Source organism: Actinophytocola oryzae, assembly GCF_004364325.1.
Classification (GTDB): Bacteria; Actinomycetota; Actinomycetes; order Mycobacteriales; family Pseudonocardiaceae; genus Actinophytocola; species Actinophytocola oryzae.
In genome coordinates this window covers 638,680-654,596 of sequence record NZ_SOCP01000005.1, presented here as the reverse complement: position 1 = coordinate 654,596, position 15,917 = coordinate 638,680, and the positions used below count along the sequence as shown (strand labels likewise).

Genomic DNA, 15,917 nt, shown 5'->3' with positions numbered 1-15,917 from the left:
GAGTGGCACGTGGACCGACGGCAGGCCTACCGGGAGCAGACCCGGCAGGAGGTCAAGCGCATCGCGTTGGAGCAGCTCGCCGAGCACGGCGTTGCGGGCGTCTCCGTGAACGCCATCGGCAAGCGGATGGGGGTAACCGGCCCGGCCCTGTACCGCTACTTCGCCAACCGCGACGCGCTGCTGACCGAGTTGATCTCCGACGGTTACCACGACCTGGCCGACACCCTCGAACGGGCGATCACCGACGTGGAAACCCCGGCGGCCAGGCTGCGGGCGGGCGCGCACGCCATGCGTGCGTGGGCGCTCGCGGCACCGCACCGGTACCTGCTGCTCTTCGGCACCCCGATCCCCGGCTACGAGGCACCGGAGCACACGTTGGCGGCAGCGAGCCGAAGCATGGCCGCGTTGCTGTCCGCTGTCGGCGAGGACAGTGCGCCACCCGGCAGGGGGAAGCTCGCGGGACAGCTCAGGGCGTGGGGCGAGCGGATGTCCTACGGCGACCTGACACCCCGGCAGCTGCACTGGGGGCTCGTCGCGTGGTCGCGGCTGCACGGCCACCTCAGCCTCGAGACCGCCGGTCAGCTCACCCTGATCGGGGTCGATCCCGGGTCGCTGTTCGACGCCGAGGTGACGGCGCTGACGGGGTGGTGGCCCGACGACTCGTGACAGGATGGACGGTAAGCCACAAGCCTTGAGAGAAGCAGGAGGCGCCACACCATGGACGCCGTTTCGTCCGTCCCCGTGCCGGTCAACGAGCCGGTTCGCACGTACCGGCCGGGCAGTGCCGAGACCGAGTCACTGCGGCGCAGGATCGCCGAGCTGGAGGATGAGCGTCACGAGCTCACCATGACCGTCGGCGGCGAGCGGCGGATGGCGGGCGGCGACCCGATCGACGTGGTCCAGCCGCACGACCACCGGCACGTGCTCGGCGTCACCGCGCACGCCACCGCAAAGGACGTCGCCGACGCGGTCGCCTCGGCCAAGCAGGCCGCGCCCGCCTGGCGGGAGCTGCCGTTCGACGAGCGTGCCGCCGTGCTGCTGCGTGCCGCTGACCTGCTCTCGGGGCCGTGGCGCGACACTCTCAACGCCGCGACCGTCTTGGGGCAGTCGAAGTCCGTGCAGCAGGCCGAGATCGACAGCGCCTGCGAGCTGATCGACTTCTGGCGGTACAACGTCGAGTTCGCGCGCCGCATCCTCGCCGAGCAGCCCGGCTCGAGCCCCGGCATCTGGAACCGCTTCGACCACCGGCCGCTCGACGGGTTCGTCACCGCGATCACGCCGTTCAACTTCACGGCCATCGCGGGCAACCTGCCGACCGCGCCCGCGCTCATGGGCAACACGGTCGTGTGGAAGCCGTCGCCGACCCAGCAGCTCGCCGCTCACTTCACGATGCGCCTGCTGGAGGCCGCGGGCCTGCCGCCCGGGGTGATCAACATGGTCACCGGCGACGGCGCCGCGGTCAGCGAGGTCGCGATGGCCGACCCGGACTTCGCGGGCCTGCACTTCACCGGCTCCACGAAGACGTTCAAGCACCTGTGGCGCCTCATGGCCGACAACCTCGACACGTACCGGTCCTACCCGAGGATCGTCGGCGAGACCGGCGGCAAGGATTTCGTGATCGCGCACCGCTCGGCCGACCCCGCGTCGCTGGTCACCGGGCTCGTGCGCGGCGCGTTCGAGTACCAGGGCCAGAAGTGCTCGGCGGCCTCGCGTGCCTACATCTCCCGGTCGCTGTGGGAGAGCGGCGTGCGTGAGCAGCTGGTCGACGTCACGAAGTCGCTGTCCTTCGGGGACGTCACTGACTTCGGCCACTTCGGCGGCGCGGTCATCGACGCGCGGGCGTTCGCCAAGCACAAGGGCGTGCTGCTGACGGCGTCGGCGACCTCGACACTCGAGGTCCTGACCGGCGGCACCGCGGACGACTCGGTCGGCTACTTCGTCCAGCCGACGGTCCTGCTCGGCTCCGACCCGACGAACGAGGTGTTCACCACCGAGTGGTTCGGGCCGATCCTCGCGGTGCACGTGTTCGACGACGGCGACTACGGCAAGGTGCTGGAGCTGGCCGACACCTCGACCCCGTACGCGCTGACCGGCGCGGTGTTCGCGACCGACCGGGCCGCGATCGAGGAGGCCCACCGGACCCTGCGGTTCGCGGCGGGCAACTTCTACGTCAACGACAAGCCGACCGGCGCGGTCGTCGGGCAGCAGCCCTTCGGCGGCAGCCGGGGCTCCGGCACCAACGACAAGGCGGGCTCGATCTACAACCTGCAGCGGTGGGTGAGCCCGCGCTCGGTCAAGGAGACGTTCGTCCCGCCGACCGAGCACGGCTACCCCCACATGGGCTGAGCGGCCCAACCGCACTGAAGGACGCCTTCCTTACGCCCAGCGTTACGAAGGCGTCCTTCAGTGCGTTCAGCGGGGCCGGCTAGTTGACGCAGGGCAGGCCGCCGCTCGCCGGTGGCGTGCTCGGCAGGTCCGTGACGAACTGCCTGACCTGCGCCGGGTCGACCTCGATCGCCGAGCCGCTCTCCGGGGTCTGGAAGTCGACGTCCCCGACCGGGATCGTGGCGTAGCGCAGCTTGCCGCCCTGGAGCACGTCCTGCAGGAAGCCGATCGCGTCCAGGCCGGGATCCATCCTGACGTGGTCCCCGACAGCGTCGAGCAGCGCTGGCAGCTGCCGCACGGTCACCTTGGCCAACGCGGAACGCAGGAAGACCTGCAGGCGGACGACCCGGTCGAGGTCGCCGTGCGGCAGCCCGTGCCGCTGCCGGACGAACGGCAGCGCCGCGTCGCCGGAGATGACCTGCCTGCCTGCCACGAAGTCCGCGCCGGAGTAGAGGTCGGACGTGGCCCGACGAAGGCAGACCTCGACGCCGCCGACCGCGTCGGCGAGGTCGGCGACCGCCGTCGTGTCGACCACGGCCCAGTGGTCGACCGGGGCGCCGGTGAGGTCGCCGACCGCCGCCGCCAGACCGTCGATGCCGGAGTTCTTGTAGACCTGGTTGAGCTTGGTCATGGTGCCCGCCGAGGACACCCACGAGTCACGCGGCAGCGAGATCACACTGGTCGTGCCGTCCTCGGCGAGGCGGACCAGCACGATCGAGTCCGTGTAGTCGTTCGCGTCCGTGCCGACGACCAGCACGTTGGTCGGCGTGATCGCGTCGGTGGCCTGCTGGTGCTGCTGCGTCGCGGCCGGCGTGCTCTCCCGGAACACCTTCGGCACCACGAAGGTCGCGACGGCGGCGACCACCACCACGACGGCCGCGGCGGCGAGCACGAGCCCGTAGGACCGGCGCGGCTTCCTGCCACGCACGGCGGCGAGCACCTCCCGCGAGTCGACGGCGTGTGCCGCCTCGTCGGCGAAGGCGTCCCTGATCAGCTGTTCTGTGCGGTCGTTGGTCATGACAGTGCCTCCCGCACGGCGTGCTGGTGGGTGGCGCGCAGCGTGCTGAGCGCGCGTGAGATGTGGCTGCGGACCGTGCCGGTCGAGCAGCCGAGCAGGTCGGCGATCTCGGCGTCGTCGCGGTCGCAGTAGTAGCGGAGCATCAGTGCGGCCCGCTGTTTGCGCGGCAGCCGGGCGATGTGGCCACGCATGGCCTCCCGTTCGGCGTAGCCCGTGGCCGGGTCGGCGGTCGGCGTACCGAGGGCGTCCAGCGTGCTGTGCGTGGCGGCCACGGTTCTCGACGCCTTCCTGCGCCGCCACGACAGGTACTCGTTGACGATCATGCGGCGGACGTACTGGTCGCGCCCGGGCATGGGCCCGATCCGCGCCCAGCGGTGTTGCACGCGCACGAGTACCTCCTGCACCACGTCCTGCGCGAGGTGTGGGTCACAGGTCAGCGCCGTGGTGAAGCGCAGCAGCCGATCGATGCGATCGGCCGCGAACCGGTCGAAGGTGTCCAGCACCGCGACTCCGTTCCTTCTCGATGAGGGTCGACACTAGTGCCGCGTCCAGGCGAGGAGGGCACGTTTCTCCGCGGCCCAGGCGGCCGCTGGCGGCGTTGCCGGAAAGCCCGAGTACAACCCGGTACGAGCGGCTTCCCGGCGCCTTGCCAGCGACCACCTGGATCCACGGATAAACGACCCTCCCCACCTGGACACGGCACTAGAACGCCGCGAACCGGCCGGTTGTTGAGTGCGACATCGAGAGTCCGCGGCCGAGGCGAACCTGTGAACGTGAGCAGGGCAACCAGGCAACAGGTAGTGACGTATGGATCACTAGCCGCGGTGACCGGCGAGGAGTCACCGCATGGCGCCTGGAGGGGTTGATGATCTACAAACGGGCTCTGCCGAGCCTGCTCGCCGCCGTGCTCGCGGTCGGCGTCGTCGCGCCGTCCGCGTGGGCCGCACCGGATGCCGCGGGGGCTGTCGCGGCGTCCGGTGCCGGCCCGACCGTGACACTGCTGACCGGGGACAAGGTCACGCTCGGCGGGATGCGTGGCGTGACGGTGCGTGCGGCGAAGGGCCGCGAGCAGATCGCCTTCTTCACCCGCGAGGACGAGCAGGGCGACACGCACGTGATCCCCTCGGACGCGGTCACCCCGCTGTCACAGGGAACGCTCGACCCGAGGCTGTTCGACGTCACGGAGCTGGTCCGTGCGAAGTACGACGACGCGTCGCGGACCACGCTGCCGCTGATCGTCGACTTCGGGGGCAGGACCCCGAGGGCGGCCGGTGCGCAGGTCAGCCGTGAGCTGCCCGCCATGGGTGCCACCGCCGTGTCGGCCGACCGGTCGGCCACGTTCTGGGCGACCGCCAGGACAGCCGAGCACGTCTGGCTGGACGGCCCGGTGCGGGCGAGCCTCGACCACTCGGTGCCGCAGATCGGCGCGCCGGCGGCCTGGGCCGCAGGTCACACGGGTGCGGGCACGACGGTCGCCGTGCTGGACACCGGGATCGACGTGTCGCACCCGGATCTCGCGGACGCGGTGACGGGGGCGCAGAACTTCAGCGACGCCGGGGACGCGGACGACCACTTCGGGCACGGCACGCACGTCGCGTCGATCATCACCGGCAGCGGTGCGGCGTCCGGCGGCACGTACAAGGGCGTCGCGCCGGACACGAGGCTGCTGAACGGCAAGGTGCTCAACGACTTCGGCGGCGGCCAGGAGTCGTGGATCATCGCGGGGATGGAGTGGGCGGCCCGCAGCGGCGCCGACGTCGTCAACATGAGCCTCGGCACCGGGGACTGGAGTGACGGCACCGACCCGATGTCCCAGGCGGTCAACCGGCTCACCGCCGAGACCGGCGCGCTGTTCGTGGTCGCCTCAGGCAACTCCGGTTACCTCGTGGGCAGTCCGGCCGCCGCGGACTCGGCGCTCACCGTCGGCGCCGTGGACCGCGACGACCAGCTCGCCGAGTTCTCCAGCCGCGGCAGGATCGACGAGGTCCTCAAGCCGGACATCACCGCACCGGGCGTGGACATCGTGGCCGCGAAGGCCGCGAACGGCATGATCGGCGACCCCGCCGCCGACGGGTACGTCTCCCTGTCCGGCACGTCCATGGCGACCCCGCACGTCGCGGGCGCCGCGGCCATCCTCGCCGGCGAGCACCCGGACTGGACCCCTGACCAGCTCAAGGCGACGCTCATGGGCAGCGCCGAGCCGACCGGCGGCGTGAGCGTGTACGACCAGGGTGCCGGTCGCGTCGACGTCGCCAAGGCCACGACCTCGACGGTCTCCGCGTCGCCTGCGAGCATCAGCAACGGCGTCGTGCAGTGGCCGCACGACGACGACCAACCGGTCGCGAAGACGTTGACCTACACCAACACCGGGACCGAACCGGTCACGCTCGACCTGTCCGACGAGATGACCGGCCCGGGTGGAACCGCGGCGCCGTCGGGAATGTTCACGATCTCGCCCGCGTCGCTGACCGTGCCTGCCGGCGGCCAGGCCAGTGCGACCATCACGACCGACACCAGGGTCGAGGCACCGGACGGCCAGTACGGCGGCGAGATCATCGCGACCGGTAGCGGCCAGACCGTGCGCACGCCGTTCGCCGTGACCCGCGAGGTCGAGAGCTACGACGTCACGGTGCGCTTCCTCGACCACAACGGTTCCGCGACCGAGAACTACTTCTACCGGTTCGTGGACGTGAACAACCCCAAGGCGTACCTGCCCTACGACCCGTCCGGCACGGTCGTCGTGCGTCTGCCGAAGGGCGAGTTCTACTTCGAGGCCACGGTGCAGACGGAGAAGGCCCCGTCCGACTACCTGTTCGCCAACTTCGCCGAACCGGCCTTCACGGTCACCGGCGACACGTCGCTGACGGTGGACGCGCGGGAGGCGCAGAAGGTCGCCTTCACGGTCGACCGGCCGGACGCGAGGACCGGCACGGCGATGTTCCAGTTCGCGCTCGAGACCGACTGGGGCCCAACGGGTACGACCGCGTACATCCCGAACTTCGACGACTTCTCCATCAAGCCGTCGACGACCTCCAAGAAGGGCAGGTTCACCTTCACGGCCGAGGAACGCATGGCCGCGTGGAACGGCACGTCCTTCGACGGCAGCCCGTACCTGTACAACGTGCGGCACGTCGAGGACGGTGTCGTCCCGTCGACGCTGCGGTGGACCGTGCACGACCGCCAGCTCGCGAAGGTGCGGGCCGAGTACGCGGCGGCCACACCGGACGCGTACGGCAGGCGGGAGTACTTCGTCACGATGAAGCTGCCCGCGACGCTGACCGAGTACTACACGCCGGACGTGCCGTGGGACGCCCAGTTCGACGAGATCTCCGACCCGAGCGGGCAGGAGACGGTGTCGACCCTCCTGCAGGCCGCGCCCAAGGTGTACAAGCGCGGTGCCACGACGAGGGAACGCTGGAACGTCGGCGTGTACGGACCGGCGTGGCCGGACACCAGCGCCGGGTACTACTTCGCCGCGCGACTCGGTGACGACACCCGTCTCAACCTGCCCATGGCCACCGACCAGGGCACGGGACGGGCAGGCTTCGCGATCGGCGAGGGCTCCACGACCCTGTTGCGCAACGGCGAGGTCATCGCGGAGGACCCGTACCCGGGCGGTGGCGGGATAACCCTCGACCCCGAGGTGGCGAACTACACGCTGCGGTCGACGCTCAACCGCACCGGCGCCCGACTGTCCACAGTGGTCAGTGGGGAGTGGACGTTCAGGTCGGGGCACGTCGACGGCGATGATCCGGCCCAGCTGCCGCTGCTGGCCGTCCGGTTCAGGCCGAACCTGGACGACCACAACTTCGCGCCTGCCGGGAGGCGGTTCTCCTTGCCGGTCACCGTGGAACGCAACGGCGGACCGGTGGGCAGGGTGAGCACGCCGGTGGTCGAGGTGTCCTACGACGACGGCGCCACGTGGCGGCCCGTCAGGGTCACGCGCGACCACGACCAGTGGCAGGCGACCGTCGACCACCCGAGGGGCGCGGCGTTCGTGTCCCTGCGGGCGAGCACCGGTGACCAGGACGGGAACAGCACGAAGGAGACGATCATCCGCGCGTATGCCCTGAAGTAAGCGCGATCCGGCGGCGCCGCCCTCATAATGGGATGGTCGAGACCATTGACCAGGAGGGGGCGGCGTTGCCCACCATCGAAGTCAACGGCACCACGCTGGCCTACGACGACACCGGCGGCGACGGCCCCGCCGTGGTGTTCAGCCATTCCCTGTACTTCGACAGGAGCATGTTCGAGGCGCAGGTGGCGCGGTTCGGGCGGGCGTTCCGCGTGGTCACCTACGACCACCGCGGCCAGGGCGGCAGCGCCCGCTCGTCGAGCGTCGACATGGACACCCTGACCGAGGACGCGGCGGCCCTGATCGAGGCGCTGTCCCTCGGGCCAGCACACCTCGTCGGCAACGCGATGGGCGGGTTCGTCGTGTTGCGGCTGGTCGCCCGGCATCCCGAGCTGGTGCGATCGGCCGCCGTCCTGGCGTCCTCGGCGGACGAGGAGCCGGAGGAGTGCACGATCCTGCCACTGGACGCCCTGATGTTCGGCGAGACCACGCTGACCGAGCGGGTCGCGTTGCGGGACCGGTGGTGCGAGCACTTCGGGGCGCTGGACTCCTCGGCACTGACGGCCGCGGAGGGCGTGCTGTCCCGCAAGGGCGTGCTGGACGAGCTGGTGGACGCGACGGTCCCGATGCTGGTCCTGTCCGCCGACGAGGACAACGTCTACCCGAGACCGCACTCCCAGCGCATCGCCGACACCGCCGCGAACACCCACCACGTCACGGTGAAACGTGCGGGCAACTCGCTGGCGGTCGAGCGCCCGGACGCGGTCAACGCGTTGCTGGCCGAGCACTTCGACGCCGTCTGAGCGCGGAGGAGTCCCCGCCGGGTGCGGCGGGGACGTCCTTCCGTCAGTCGGCCTTGCCCTTGACGATCTGGTCCTCGGGCGGCGCGGTGATCGTCACCGGGGTGCCCCAGTCCGTGTAGTCCACCCGCAGTTTCAGTGACGTCACGCGGCCAGAGCCATCCTGTGCGGGGGAGTCGAGGGTGAACCTGGCGGGCAGGCCCTGCTCGTCGACCCACAGCTCGGCCCCGAAGTTCGTCATGCCGCCGGCGAGCGCGGCCTGGATGGCCTGCCGCGACGCCGGGGTCAGCTGGGTCTGGGCGACCCGCGCCACGTCGACGGAAATGGTGTAGTGCCGGACCTTCCTGCCGTCCAGGTCCTCGTCCCTCGCGGCGGTGATCTCGCCGGCCTGGTGGAACGCCCGCAGTGTCGTGTGCGGGTCGGCGGCCTTGCTCAGCTGGTCGTTCAGCGGGCCGAACATCCTCGACAGCCGGCTCCTGCCGTACGGGTCGATCTCCAGCCACGGCTTGCCCGGCGCGACCTCCTGCGGCAGCCGCATGAACAGCGTCCCGCCCACCTGCACCGTCGGGATCGCGCCCTTCTCCGTCGTGAGGTCGAGCGCCATCGCCGCGTCCTCGGCGGCGAACCTGACGTCGCCGCTGCCCTTCGTCTCCGTGTCCGCGCCGGACGCGATGATCGCCATGTGCGCCGAGCCCGCTCGCGTGGTCTCGTCGCCGATCGACTTCGCCAGCACGAACAGCTCCGCCGACGCGGCGGCGCGCTCGGGGCTGTCGCCGTTGCCGATCCACGCGCCCACTGCCACTGCCAACGCGAACGCGCCCAGTGCGAGGACTGCCTTCCGCATAGGTCGCTCTCTCCCTCAGGTGGATGAGAGCACCACACTAGACTGAACGGCGCAGTCGATTACTCCGGGTGCTCAGTCCGCGTACTCGTCGAGTCGCGCACGGGACGTGAGCAGGCGGCGGACCGACTCCAGGCGCCCAGGTGTCGCCCTGCCCTCCTCGGTGACCACGTCGAGCATGCAGTCCGGGTCCTCCGGCGGCCCGAGATGTCCGCAGTTGGACGGGCACTCCTCGACCGCCTCGACGAACTCCGGGAACGCCGCCACGATGTCGTCCGGCTCGATGTGCGCCAGCCCGAAGGACCGGATGCCGGGGGTGTCCACGACCCAGCCGCCGCCGGGCAGCGGCAGGGAGATCGCGCCCACCGAGGTGTGGCGGCCCTTGCCGACCGCGCTCACGGCGCTCACCGCGCGGAAGGCGTCCGGCACCAGCTTGTTCACCAGCGTCGACTTGCCGACGCCGGAGTGCCCCACGAGCGCGGACACCTGGTTCGCCAGCCGTTCGCGCACCTCGTCGGGCTCCTGGTCGCTGCGGGTCACCAGTGTCGGCAGGTCCAGGTCCGCGTACGCCGCGACCACCTGGGCAGGCGAGGCGAGGTCCGACTTCGTCAGGCACAGCACGGGTTTGAGCCCGCCCGCGAACGCGGCGACGAGGCAGCGGTCGATGAAACCCGTGCGGGGCGGGGGATCGGCGAGGGAGCACACGATCAGCAGCTGTTGTGCGTTGGCGACGACCACGCGCTCGTACGGGTCGTTGTCGTCCGCGGTGCGGCGCAGCACGCTCGACCTGTCGGCCACCCGCACGACCCGGGCGAGCGTGTCCGGCCTGCCCGACGTGTCGCCCACCAGGTCGACGAGGTCGCCGACGACGATCGGCGTACGGCCCAGCTCGCGGGCACGCATCGCGACGACCTGCTGGTCGGGCTTGCCATCCAGCGCGCACGTCCAGCGGCCCCGGTCGACCGCGGTCACCATCGCGGCCCGCGCGTCGGCGTGCTCCGGCCTCCGCTTGCTGCGCGGCCGGGTGCCCTTTCCCGGTCGCACCCGGACGTCGGACTCGTCCAGGCGCTTCCAGTCCGATCGCCGGCCGCGCGGGGTCACCCCGCCGCGCCGAGCATCCGGTCCCACATGGCGGGGAAGTCCGGCAGCGTCTTCGAGGTCGTGCCGATGTCGTCGACCCGGACACCGGCCACCTTCAGGCCGATCACCGCGCCCGCGGTGGCCATCCGGTGGTCCTCGTAGGCCAGCCACAACCCCGCGCCGAGTGGTTTCGGCCTGATCACCAGGCCGTCGTCGGTCTCGGTGGCGTCGCCGCCCAGCTTGTTGATCTCGGTGGCCAGCGCGGCGAGCCGGTCCGTCTCGTGGCCGCGCAGGTGGGCGATGCCCCGCAGGACGCTCGGCCCGTTCGCCAGGACGGCCAGCGCGGCGACGGTCGGGGTCAGCTCGCCGACGTCGTGCAGGTCGAAGTCGATGCCGGTCAGCTCGTCGGGGCCGGTGAGGGTCAGCGCGTGCTCGTCGTGCTGGACGGTGCAGCCCATCCCGGCCGCGATCTCCCGGAAGACATCACCCGGCTGGGTCGTGTGCTCCGGCCAGCCGGGGATCGTCAGGGAACCACCCGTGACGGCCGCGGCCGCGAGGAACGGCGTCGCGTTCGACAGGTCCGGCTCGATCACCCAGTCGCGTGATTCGATCGGTCCCGGTTCGACACGCCACGTGTTGTGCGCGCTGTCGTCGACCGTCACCCCGGCCGCACGCAGCATCGCCACGGTCATCTCGATGTGCGGCAGCGAGGGGACCGGCTTGCCGTCGTGGTGCACGGTCAGGCCGGAGTCGTACCTGGCACCCGCGAGCAGCAGCCCCGACACGAACTGGGACGACGCCGACGCGTCGATCGTGACCGTGCCGCCGGGCAGCGCGCCCTTGCCGTGCAGGGTGAACGGCAGCGCGTCGCCGTCGACCGCCGCGCCGAGCGCACGCAACGCGTCCAGCACCGTGCTCATGGGCCGTTCCCGCGCCCTCGGGTCACCGTCGAAGTGCACGTCCCCGTCCGCGATGGCCGCGGCGGGCGGCACGAACCGCATGACCGTGCCCGCGAGCCCGCAGTCGACCTCGGACGGACCGCGCAGCCCCTGGTGAGGGCCCACGACGACCTGGTCACCCTCGTCGACGGGCACGCCGAGCGCACGCAGTGCGTCGATCATCAGCTTGCTGTCCCGGCTGCGCAGCGCACCGGTCAGCGTGCCGCCCCGCTCGCTCAGCGCGGCGAGCACCAGCGCCCGGTTGGTGATCGACTTCGAGCCCGGCACAGCCACGGTGGCACGGACGGGCTCGGTCGCGAACGGCGCGTTCCACGGCTGGGTCATGCACTGATGATCCCGCACCTCGGTCGACGCGGTGCAGACTGTCGGTAGGTGACACGATGGCCTGCAGGGAGGTGATCGAGGTGTGCGGGAGATACGCGGCCACGAAGGACCCGGCCACGCTGGCCGCCGAGTTCGACGCGCTCGACGAGACGGACGACCACGCGCCCGCGACGGACTACAACGTCGCGCCGACCAAGGACGTCGTGGCCGTCGTGCAGCGCCACCCTCGCGACGAGGACGGCGAGCCGGACCCGTCGACGACCGTGCGCAGCCTGCGGGTCATGCGCTGGGGCCTGATCCCCGCGTGGGCGAAGGACAGGTCCATCGGCGCCAGGATGATCAACGCGCGTGCCGAGAAGGCCGCCACGACCTCGGCGTTCCGCACGTCCGTCGCCAAGCGGCGCTGCCTGGTCCCCGCCGACGGCTGGTTCGAGTGGAAGCGTGACGGCAAAGTCAAGCAGCCGTACTTCATGACCGGTCCCGACGGGCACAGCCTCGCCATGGCAGGCCTGTGGACGGTCTGGCGCGACCCGGAGGACAAGGACGGGCCGCCGGTGGTGAGCGCGGCGGTGCTGACCACGGACGCGGTCGGCCCGCTCGCCGACATCCACGACCGGATGCCGCTGCTCATGTCCCCGGACTCGTGGGCGGCCTGGCTGGACCCCGACGTCGACGAGGTCTCGGAGCTGCTCGCGACGCCGCCGCCGCTCGAGCTGGTGGAGTCGCTCGAGCTGCGCCCGGTGTCCACGAAGGTCAACAATGTCCGCAACAACGGACCCGAGCTGCTGGCACGTGAGGAAGAGAAGGCGGACCTGACGCTGTTCGACCGATGACGACGCTGACGATCGACACCCCGCACGGGCCCGCCCGTGCGGAGCTGCACTGTGCCGAGGAGGGCCGTGCGGCGCTGCTGCTCGGCCACGGCGCGGGCGGTGGGGTCGGCGCACCCGACCTGGTCGCGGCCTCCCGGGCAGCCGCGGCGGCCGGCGTGCACGTGGCGCTGGTCGAGCAGCCCTACCGGGTGGCGGGCCGGCGTGCGCCTGCCCCGGCGAAGCAGCTGGACACCGCGTGGCTCGCGGTCGTCGAGGCGTTGACGGCGGAGTGGTTCCACGACCTGCCGCTGGTGTTCGGCGGCCGGTCCTCCGGCGCCCGCGTGGCCTGCCGCACGTCGGCGGAGGGCCAGGCGGTGGCCGTGCTGTGCCTCGCCTTCCCGGTGCACCCGCCGGGCAGGCCGGAGAAGACCCGGATGCCCGAGCTGGACGCCGTGACGGTGCCGACACTGGTCGTCCAGGGCGAGTCCGACCCGTTCGGCATGCCGGGCCCCGCCCAGCACCGCGAGATCCTCGCCCTCCCGGGAGACCACTCGCTCAAGAGGGACCTGAAGACGGTCTCCAGGACGGTCGAGGAGTGGCTCGGCCGGATCCTGCGCCCCCACGGCTGAGCGCCTGATGAGGCAGGACACAGCACCGTTCACGAAGGAATGAGCGGGGCGGGCCCGGCGTTGACGTGGACGTGCTGACTCAGACTCGCCGCGTATCCTCACAGGGGTCCTGTGCGATTCCGACGACGGGACTGTTCCGACTGGAAGGGAGCACGGTGCCGAGCACCGAAACCCAGCCAAACCCGCAGGCTGAGACCGAGCAGGAGCGGGCAGAGCGCTTCGAGCGCGACGCCATGCCGCTGCTGGACCAGCTGTACTCCGCCGCGCTGCGGATGACCCGCAACCCGGCCGACGCCGAGGACCTGGTCCAGGAGACCTACCTCAAGGCGTACGCCGCGTTCGCGTCGTTCTCGGCGGGCACCAACCTCAAGGCCTGGCTGTACCGGATCCTCACCAACACCTACATCAACGGGTACCGGAAGAGGCAGCGGCAGCCGCAGCAGTCACCGACCGAGGAGATCACCGACTGGCAGCTCGCGCAGGCCGAGTCGCACACGTCGAGCGGGCTCCGCTCCGCGGAGATCGAGGCGATGGACCGCCTCCCCGACAACGACGTGAAGGAGGCGCTGCAGCAGCTGCCCGAGGAGTTCCGCCTCGCGGTCTACCTCGCCGACGTCGAGGGCTTCGCTTACAAGGAGATCGCGGAGATAATGCACACGCCGATCGGGACGGTGATGTCTCGACTGCACCGTGGCCGTCGGCAGCTGCGCGACCTGTTGGCAGGGGTCGCACGTGACCGCGGCTTCCTGCGGTCGTCCGACCGTGAGGTGACCGGATCATGAGCTGCGGCGAACCACATGACACCGACTGCTCGGAGGTGCTGTCCGAGGTGTGGCTGTTCCTTGACCACGAATGCGACGAGAAGCGTCGCCTGCTTCTGGAGCAGCACCTCGACGAGTGCAGTCCGTGCCTCGAGCAGTACGGCATCGACGAGCACCTGAAGGTGTTGCTGGCCCGCAAGTGCGGTGGCGAACACGCCCCGGACTCGCTCAAGGCGCGGCTCCGCGCCGAGATCAGGAAGACCGTCGTGGAGCAGGGCGTGGTCATACAGGACAGGTCCGACACCCAGTGACGGTGGACTAGCGCCTTGTCGACGCTCTCGGACCTACTCGCCGAGCACACGAAGCTCTCCGGTGGCGAGGTCGATCACCTGCAGATGGTCGTGGCCGAGTGGCAGCTGCTCTCGGACCTGTCGTTCGCGGACCTGCTGATGTGGGTGCCCGTCGGCGAGGGCCCCGCGCTGGACGACTACCTGTGCGTCGCGCAGGCGCGTGCCACCACGGCACCCACCGCCCACCCGGAGGACGTCGTCGGCACCCGCGTGGGTGTCGCCGACCACCCGCAGCTACGCAGGGCCATGACGGAAGGCCGGGTGTGCCGCGAGGAGGACCCGTCCTGGTACCTGGGCGTACCCGTCCGACGCGAGACCATCCCGGTGACCTACGACGACCGGGTGATCGCGGTCCTGTCTCGGGAGACCGACCTCGCGGTGCCGAGGGTGCCGTCGTCACTGGAGATCGCGTACCTGGGCATCGCGGCCGACCTGTGCCAGATGATCGCGGACGGCAGCTTCCCGACCTCCGAACCGGCGCCGGACGTGCACACGTCCCCCCGGGTCGGTGACGGCCTGATCCGCCTGGACCCGACGGGCGCGGTCGTGTTCGCGTCCCCGAACGCACAGTCGGCCTACCACCGCATGGGTCACCCCTCGGAGCTGATCGGCGTGCGCCTGGCACCGCTGACCCGGGGCCTGATCGCGGATCCGTTCGACGCGACGGAGATAGCGCAGCGCATCCTGGCGGCCCTCGACGGCCAGCCGTCGATGCGGGCGGAGGCGGAGTCCGGTCGTGGCGCGGCGGTGTTGTTCCGTGCCCTGCCACTGCGTCCGGGCGGCAAGGCGGCGGGTGCGCTGGTGCTCGTCCGTGACGTCACGGAGGTCCGGCGCCGGGACCGTGCGTTGATGTCGAAGGACGCGACGATCCGCGAGATCCATCACCGGGTGAAGAACAACCTGCAGACGGTGGCCGCGTTGCTGCGCCTGCAGTCCCGCCGCACGGCGAGCGAGGAGGCCAGGGCCGCTCTTGGCGAGTCGGTCCGCCGGGTCGCGGCGATCGCGGCGGTCCACGAGGCGCTCTCGACGTCGGTCGACGAGCGGGTGGACCTGAACTCCTTGGTGGACAAGGTGATCCCGGTGGTCGGCGACGTGGCGGTCGCGGAGAACCACGTGCGGGTCCGCCGCACGGGCCAGTTCGGGGTCGTGGCGGCGGAGGTGGCCACCCCGCTGGTCATGGTCCTCACGGAGCTGGTCCAGAACGCCGTGGAACACGCCTATCCGCCCGGGGCGAGCGGCGAGGTGGTGGTGTCGGCCGAACGCTCGGCCCGCTGGCTGGACGTGTCGGTCACCGACGACGGCCGGGGCCTGCCACGGGGGTTCTCACTCGAACGCTCGAACGGCCTGGGGCTACAGATAGTCCGCACGCTCGTGGAGTCCGAGCTGCGTGGTTCCCTTTCGCTGCGCGGCAGGCAGCGGGGCGGCACGGAAGCCCAGCTCAGGGTTCCGCTGTCCCACCGGCGTTAGCCACTCGAGACGCACGAAGGCCCGGCACCTGTGCGGTGGTACCGGGCCCTGGCGGGTTTCGCTTCGCTGGTCAGATATTGCTGCGTGTGCGGACCCGAGCATTGCGACGCTTGAGCGCACGCCGCTCGTCCTCACTCATCCCGCCCCAGACGCCCGCATCCTGACCGCTCTGGAGCGCCCAGGTCAGGCAGTCGGAAGCGACGGGGCAGCGATGGCAAACGGCCTTCGCCTGGGCAACCTGCAGAATGGCAGGACCGCTGGTCCCCACGGGGAAGAACAGCTCCGGGTCCTCGTCACGGCAGGCCGCGTTGTGGCGCCAGTCCATTTCTACTTGCTCCTCGCTTGGGCGCGTTCCGGTGCGCCTCTAGTCGTCAACCGGTCGTTTGGGGTGCTTGTGAATGCTTTCACGAACCAGC

General features: G+C 70.9%; 15 protein-coding genes. 9 read left to right on the top strand and 6 right to left on the bottom strand.

What is annotated here, in order from left to right; translation table 11 throughout:
* Positions 1–9: 9 nt before the first annotated feature.
* On the top strand, positions 10–666 hold the full coding sequence (locus CLV71_RS17725; protein ID WP_133903844.1) for a TetR/AcrR family transcriptional regulator: 657 nt from the start codon (positions 10–12) through the stop codon (positions 664–666).
* Positions 667–717: 51 nt separating this feature from the next.
* On the top strand, positions 718–2,346 hold the full coding sequence (gene pruA / locus CLV71_RS17720; protein WP_133903843.1) for an L-glutamate gamma-semialdehyde dehydrogenase: 1,629 nt from the start codon (positions 718–720) through the stop codon (positions 2,344–2,346).
* Positions 2,347–2,425: 79 nt separating this feature from the next.
* Here pruA and CLV71_RS17715 read toward each other — a convergent pair whose 3' ends face one another.
* On the bottom strand, positions 2,426–3,403 hold the full coding sequence (locus tag CLV71_RS17715; RefSeq protein WP_133903842.1) for an LCP family protein: 978 nt from the start codon (positions 3,401–3,403) through the stop codon (positions 2,426–2,428).
* The gene (locus CLV71_RS17710) at positions 3,400–3,906 is read right to left on the bottom strand and encodes a SigE family RNA polymerase sigma factor (protein WP_133903841.1); all 507 of its coding nucleotides are present in this window, start codon (positions 3,904–3,906) and stop codon (positions 3,400–3,402) included. The genes CLV71_RS17715 and CLV71_RS17710 overlap by 4 nt, the downstream gene beginning before the upstream one ends.
* A 362-nt stretch (positions 3,907–4,268) precedes the next feature.
* On the opposite strand from CLV71_RS17710, the gene CLV71_RS17705 reads away from it, so the two are divergent.
* Both CLV71_RS17705 and CLV71_RS17700 read left to right on the top strand, forming a co-directional pair.
* Positions 4,269–7,481: a S8 family peptidase gene (locus CLV71_RS17705; RefSeq protein WP_133903840.1), complete on the top strand. Its 3,213-nt coding sequence runs from the start codon at positions 4,269–4,271 to the stop codon at positions 7,479–7,481.
* A gap of 32 nt (positions 7,482–7,513) precedes the next feature.
* Positions 7,514–8,281, top strand: a complete 768-nt coding sequence (locus CLV71_RS17700) for an alpha/beta fold hydrolase (protein ID WP_208297595.1) — start codon at positions 7,514–7,516, stop codon at positions 8,279–8,281.
* Between the two features lie 43 nt (positions 8,282–8,324).
* Here the strand turns inward: CLV71_RS17700 and CLV71_RS17695 are convergent, their stop codons facing one another.
* From CLV71_RS17695 to aroA, 3 genes are all read right to left on the bottom strand, one after another.
* Positions 8,325–9,122, bottom strand: coding sequence for an SCO4651 family lipoprotein (locus CLV71_RS17695; protein WP_133903839.1), 798 nt, complete (start codon positions 9,120–9,122; stop codon positions 8,325–8,327).
* A 72-nt stretch (positions 9,123–9,194) separates the two neighbouring features.
* Positions 9,195–10,247, bottom strand: coding sequence for a ribosome small subunit-dependent GTPase A (rsgA, locus tag CLV71_RS17690; RefSeq protein WP_424923883.1), 1,053 nt, complete (start codon positions 10,245–10,247; stop codon positions 9,195–9,197).
* Positions 10,217–11,482 (bottom strand): 3-phosphoshikimate 1-carboxyvinyltransferase, encoded by a 1,266-nt coding sequence (aroA, locus tag CLV71_RS17685; RefSeq protein WP_133903837.1) that lies wholly within the window; start codon positions 11,480–11,482, stop codon positions 10,217–10,219. Before aroA ends, rsgA begins: the two co-directional genes overlap by 31 nt.
* Positions 11,483–11,562: 80 nt before the next feature.
* On the opposite strand from aroA, the gene CLV71_RS17680 reads away from it, so the two are divergent.
* The 5 genes from CLV71_RS17680 (at position 11,563) to CLV71_RS17660 (ending at position 15,501) form a co-directional block, all read left to right on the top strand.
* Positions 11,563–12,315, top strand: coding sequence for an SOS response-associated peptidase (locus CLV71_RS17680; RefSeq protein ID WP_133903921.1), 753 nt, complete (start codon positions 11,563–11,565; stop codon positions 12,313–12,315).
* Complete coding sequence (locus CLV71_RS17675) at positions 12,312–12,923, top strand: alpha/beta hydrolase family protein (RefSeq protein WP_133903836.1); 612 nt, start codon at positions 12,312–12,314, stop codon at positions 12,921–12,923. Before CLV71_RS17680 ends, CLV71_RS17675 begins: the two co-directional genes overlap by 4 nt.
* A gap of 140 nt (positions 12,924–13,063) precedes the next feature.
* Entirely contained in the window at positions 13,064–13,705 is a 642-nt protein-coding gene (locus CLV71_RS17670) for a sigma-70 family RNA polymerase sigma factor (RefSeq protein WP_166664141.1), read from the top strand.
* Positions 13,702–13,995, top strand: a complete 294-nt coding sequence (gene rsrA / locus CLV71_RS17665; protein WP_133903834.1) for a mycothiol system anti-sigma-R factor — start codon at positions 13,702–13,704, stop codon at positions 13,993–13,995. Before CLV71_RS17670 ends, rsrA begins: the two co-directional genes overlap by 4 nt.
* 15 nt (positions 13,996–14,010) lie before the next feature.
* Complete coding sequence (locus CLV71_RS17660) at positions 14,011–15,501, top strand: sensor histidine kinase (protein WP_133903833.1); 1,491 nt, start codon at positions 14,011–14,013, stop codon at positions 15,499–15,501.
* 70 nt (positions 15,502–15,571) lie between these two features.
* On the opposite strand, the gene CLV71_RS17655 is transcribed toward CLV71_RS17660, so the two are convergent.
* Positions 15,572–15,826, bottom strand: coding sequence for a WhiB family transcriptional regulator (locus tag CLV71_RS17655; protein WP_133903832.1), 255 nt, complete (start codon positions 15,824–15,826; stop codon positions 15,572–15,574).
* Positions 15,827–15,917: the final 91 nt, after the last annotated feature.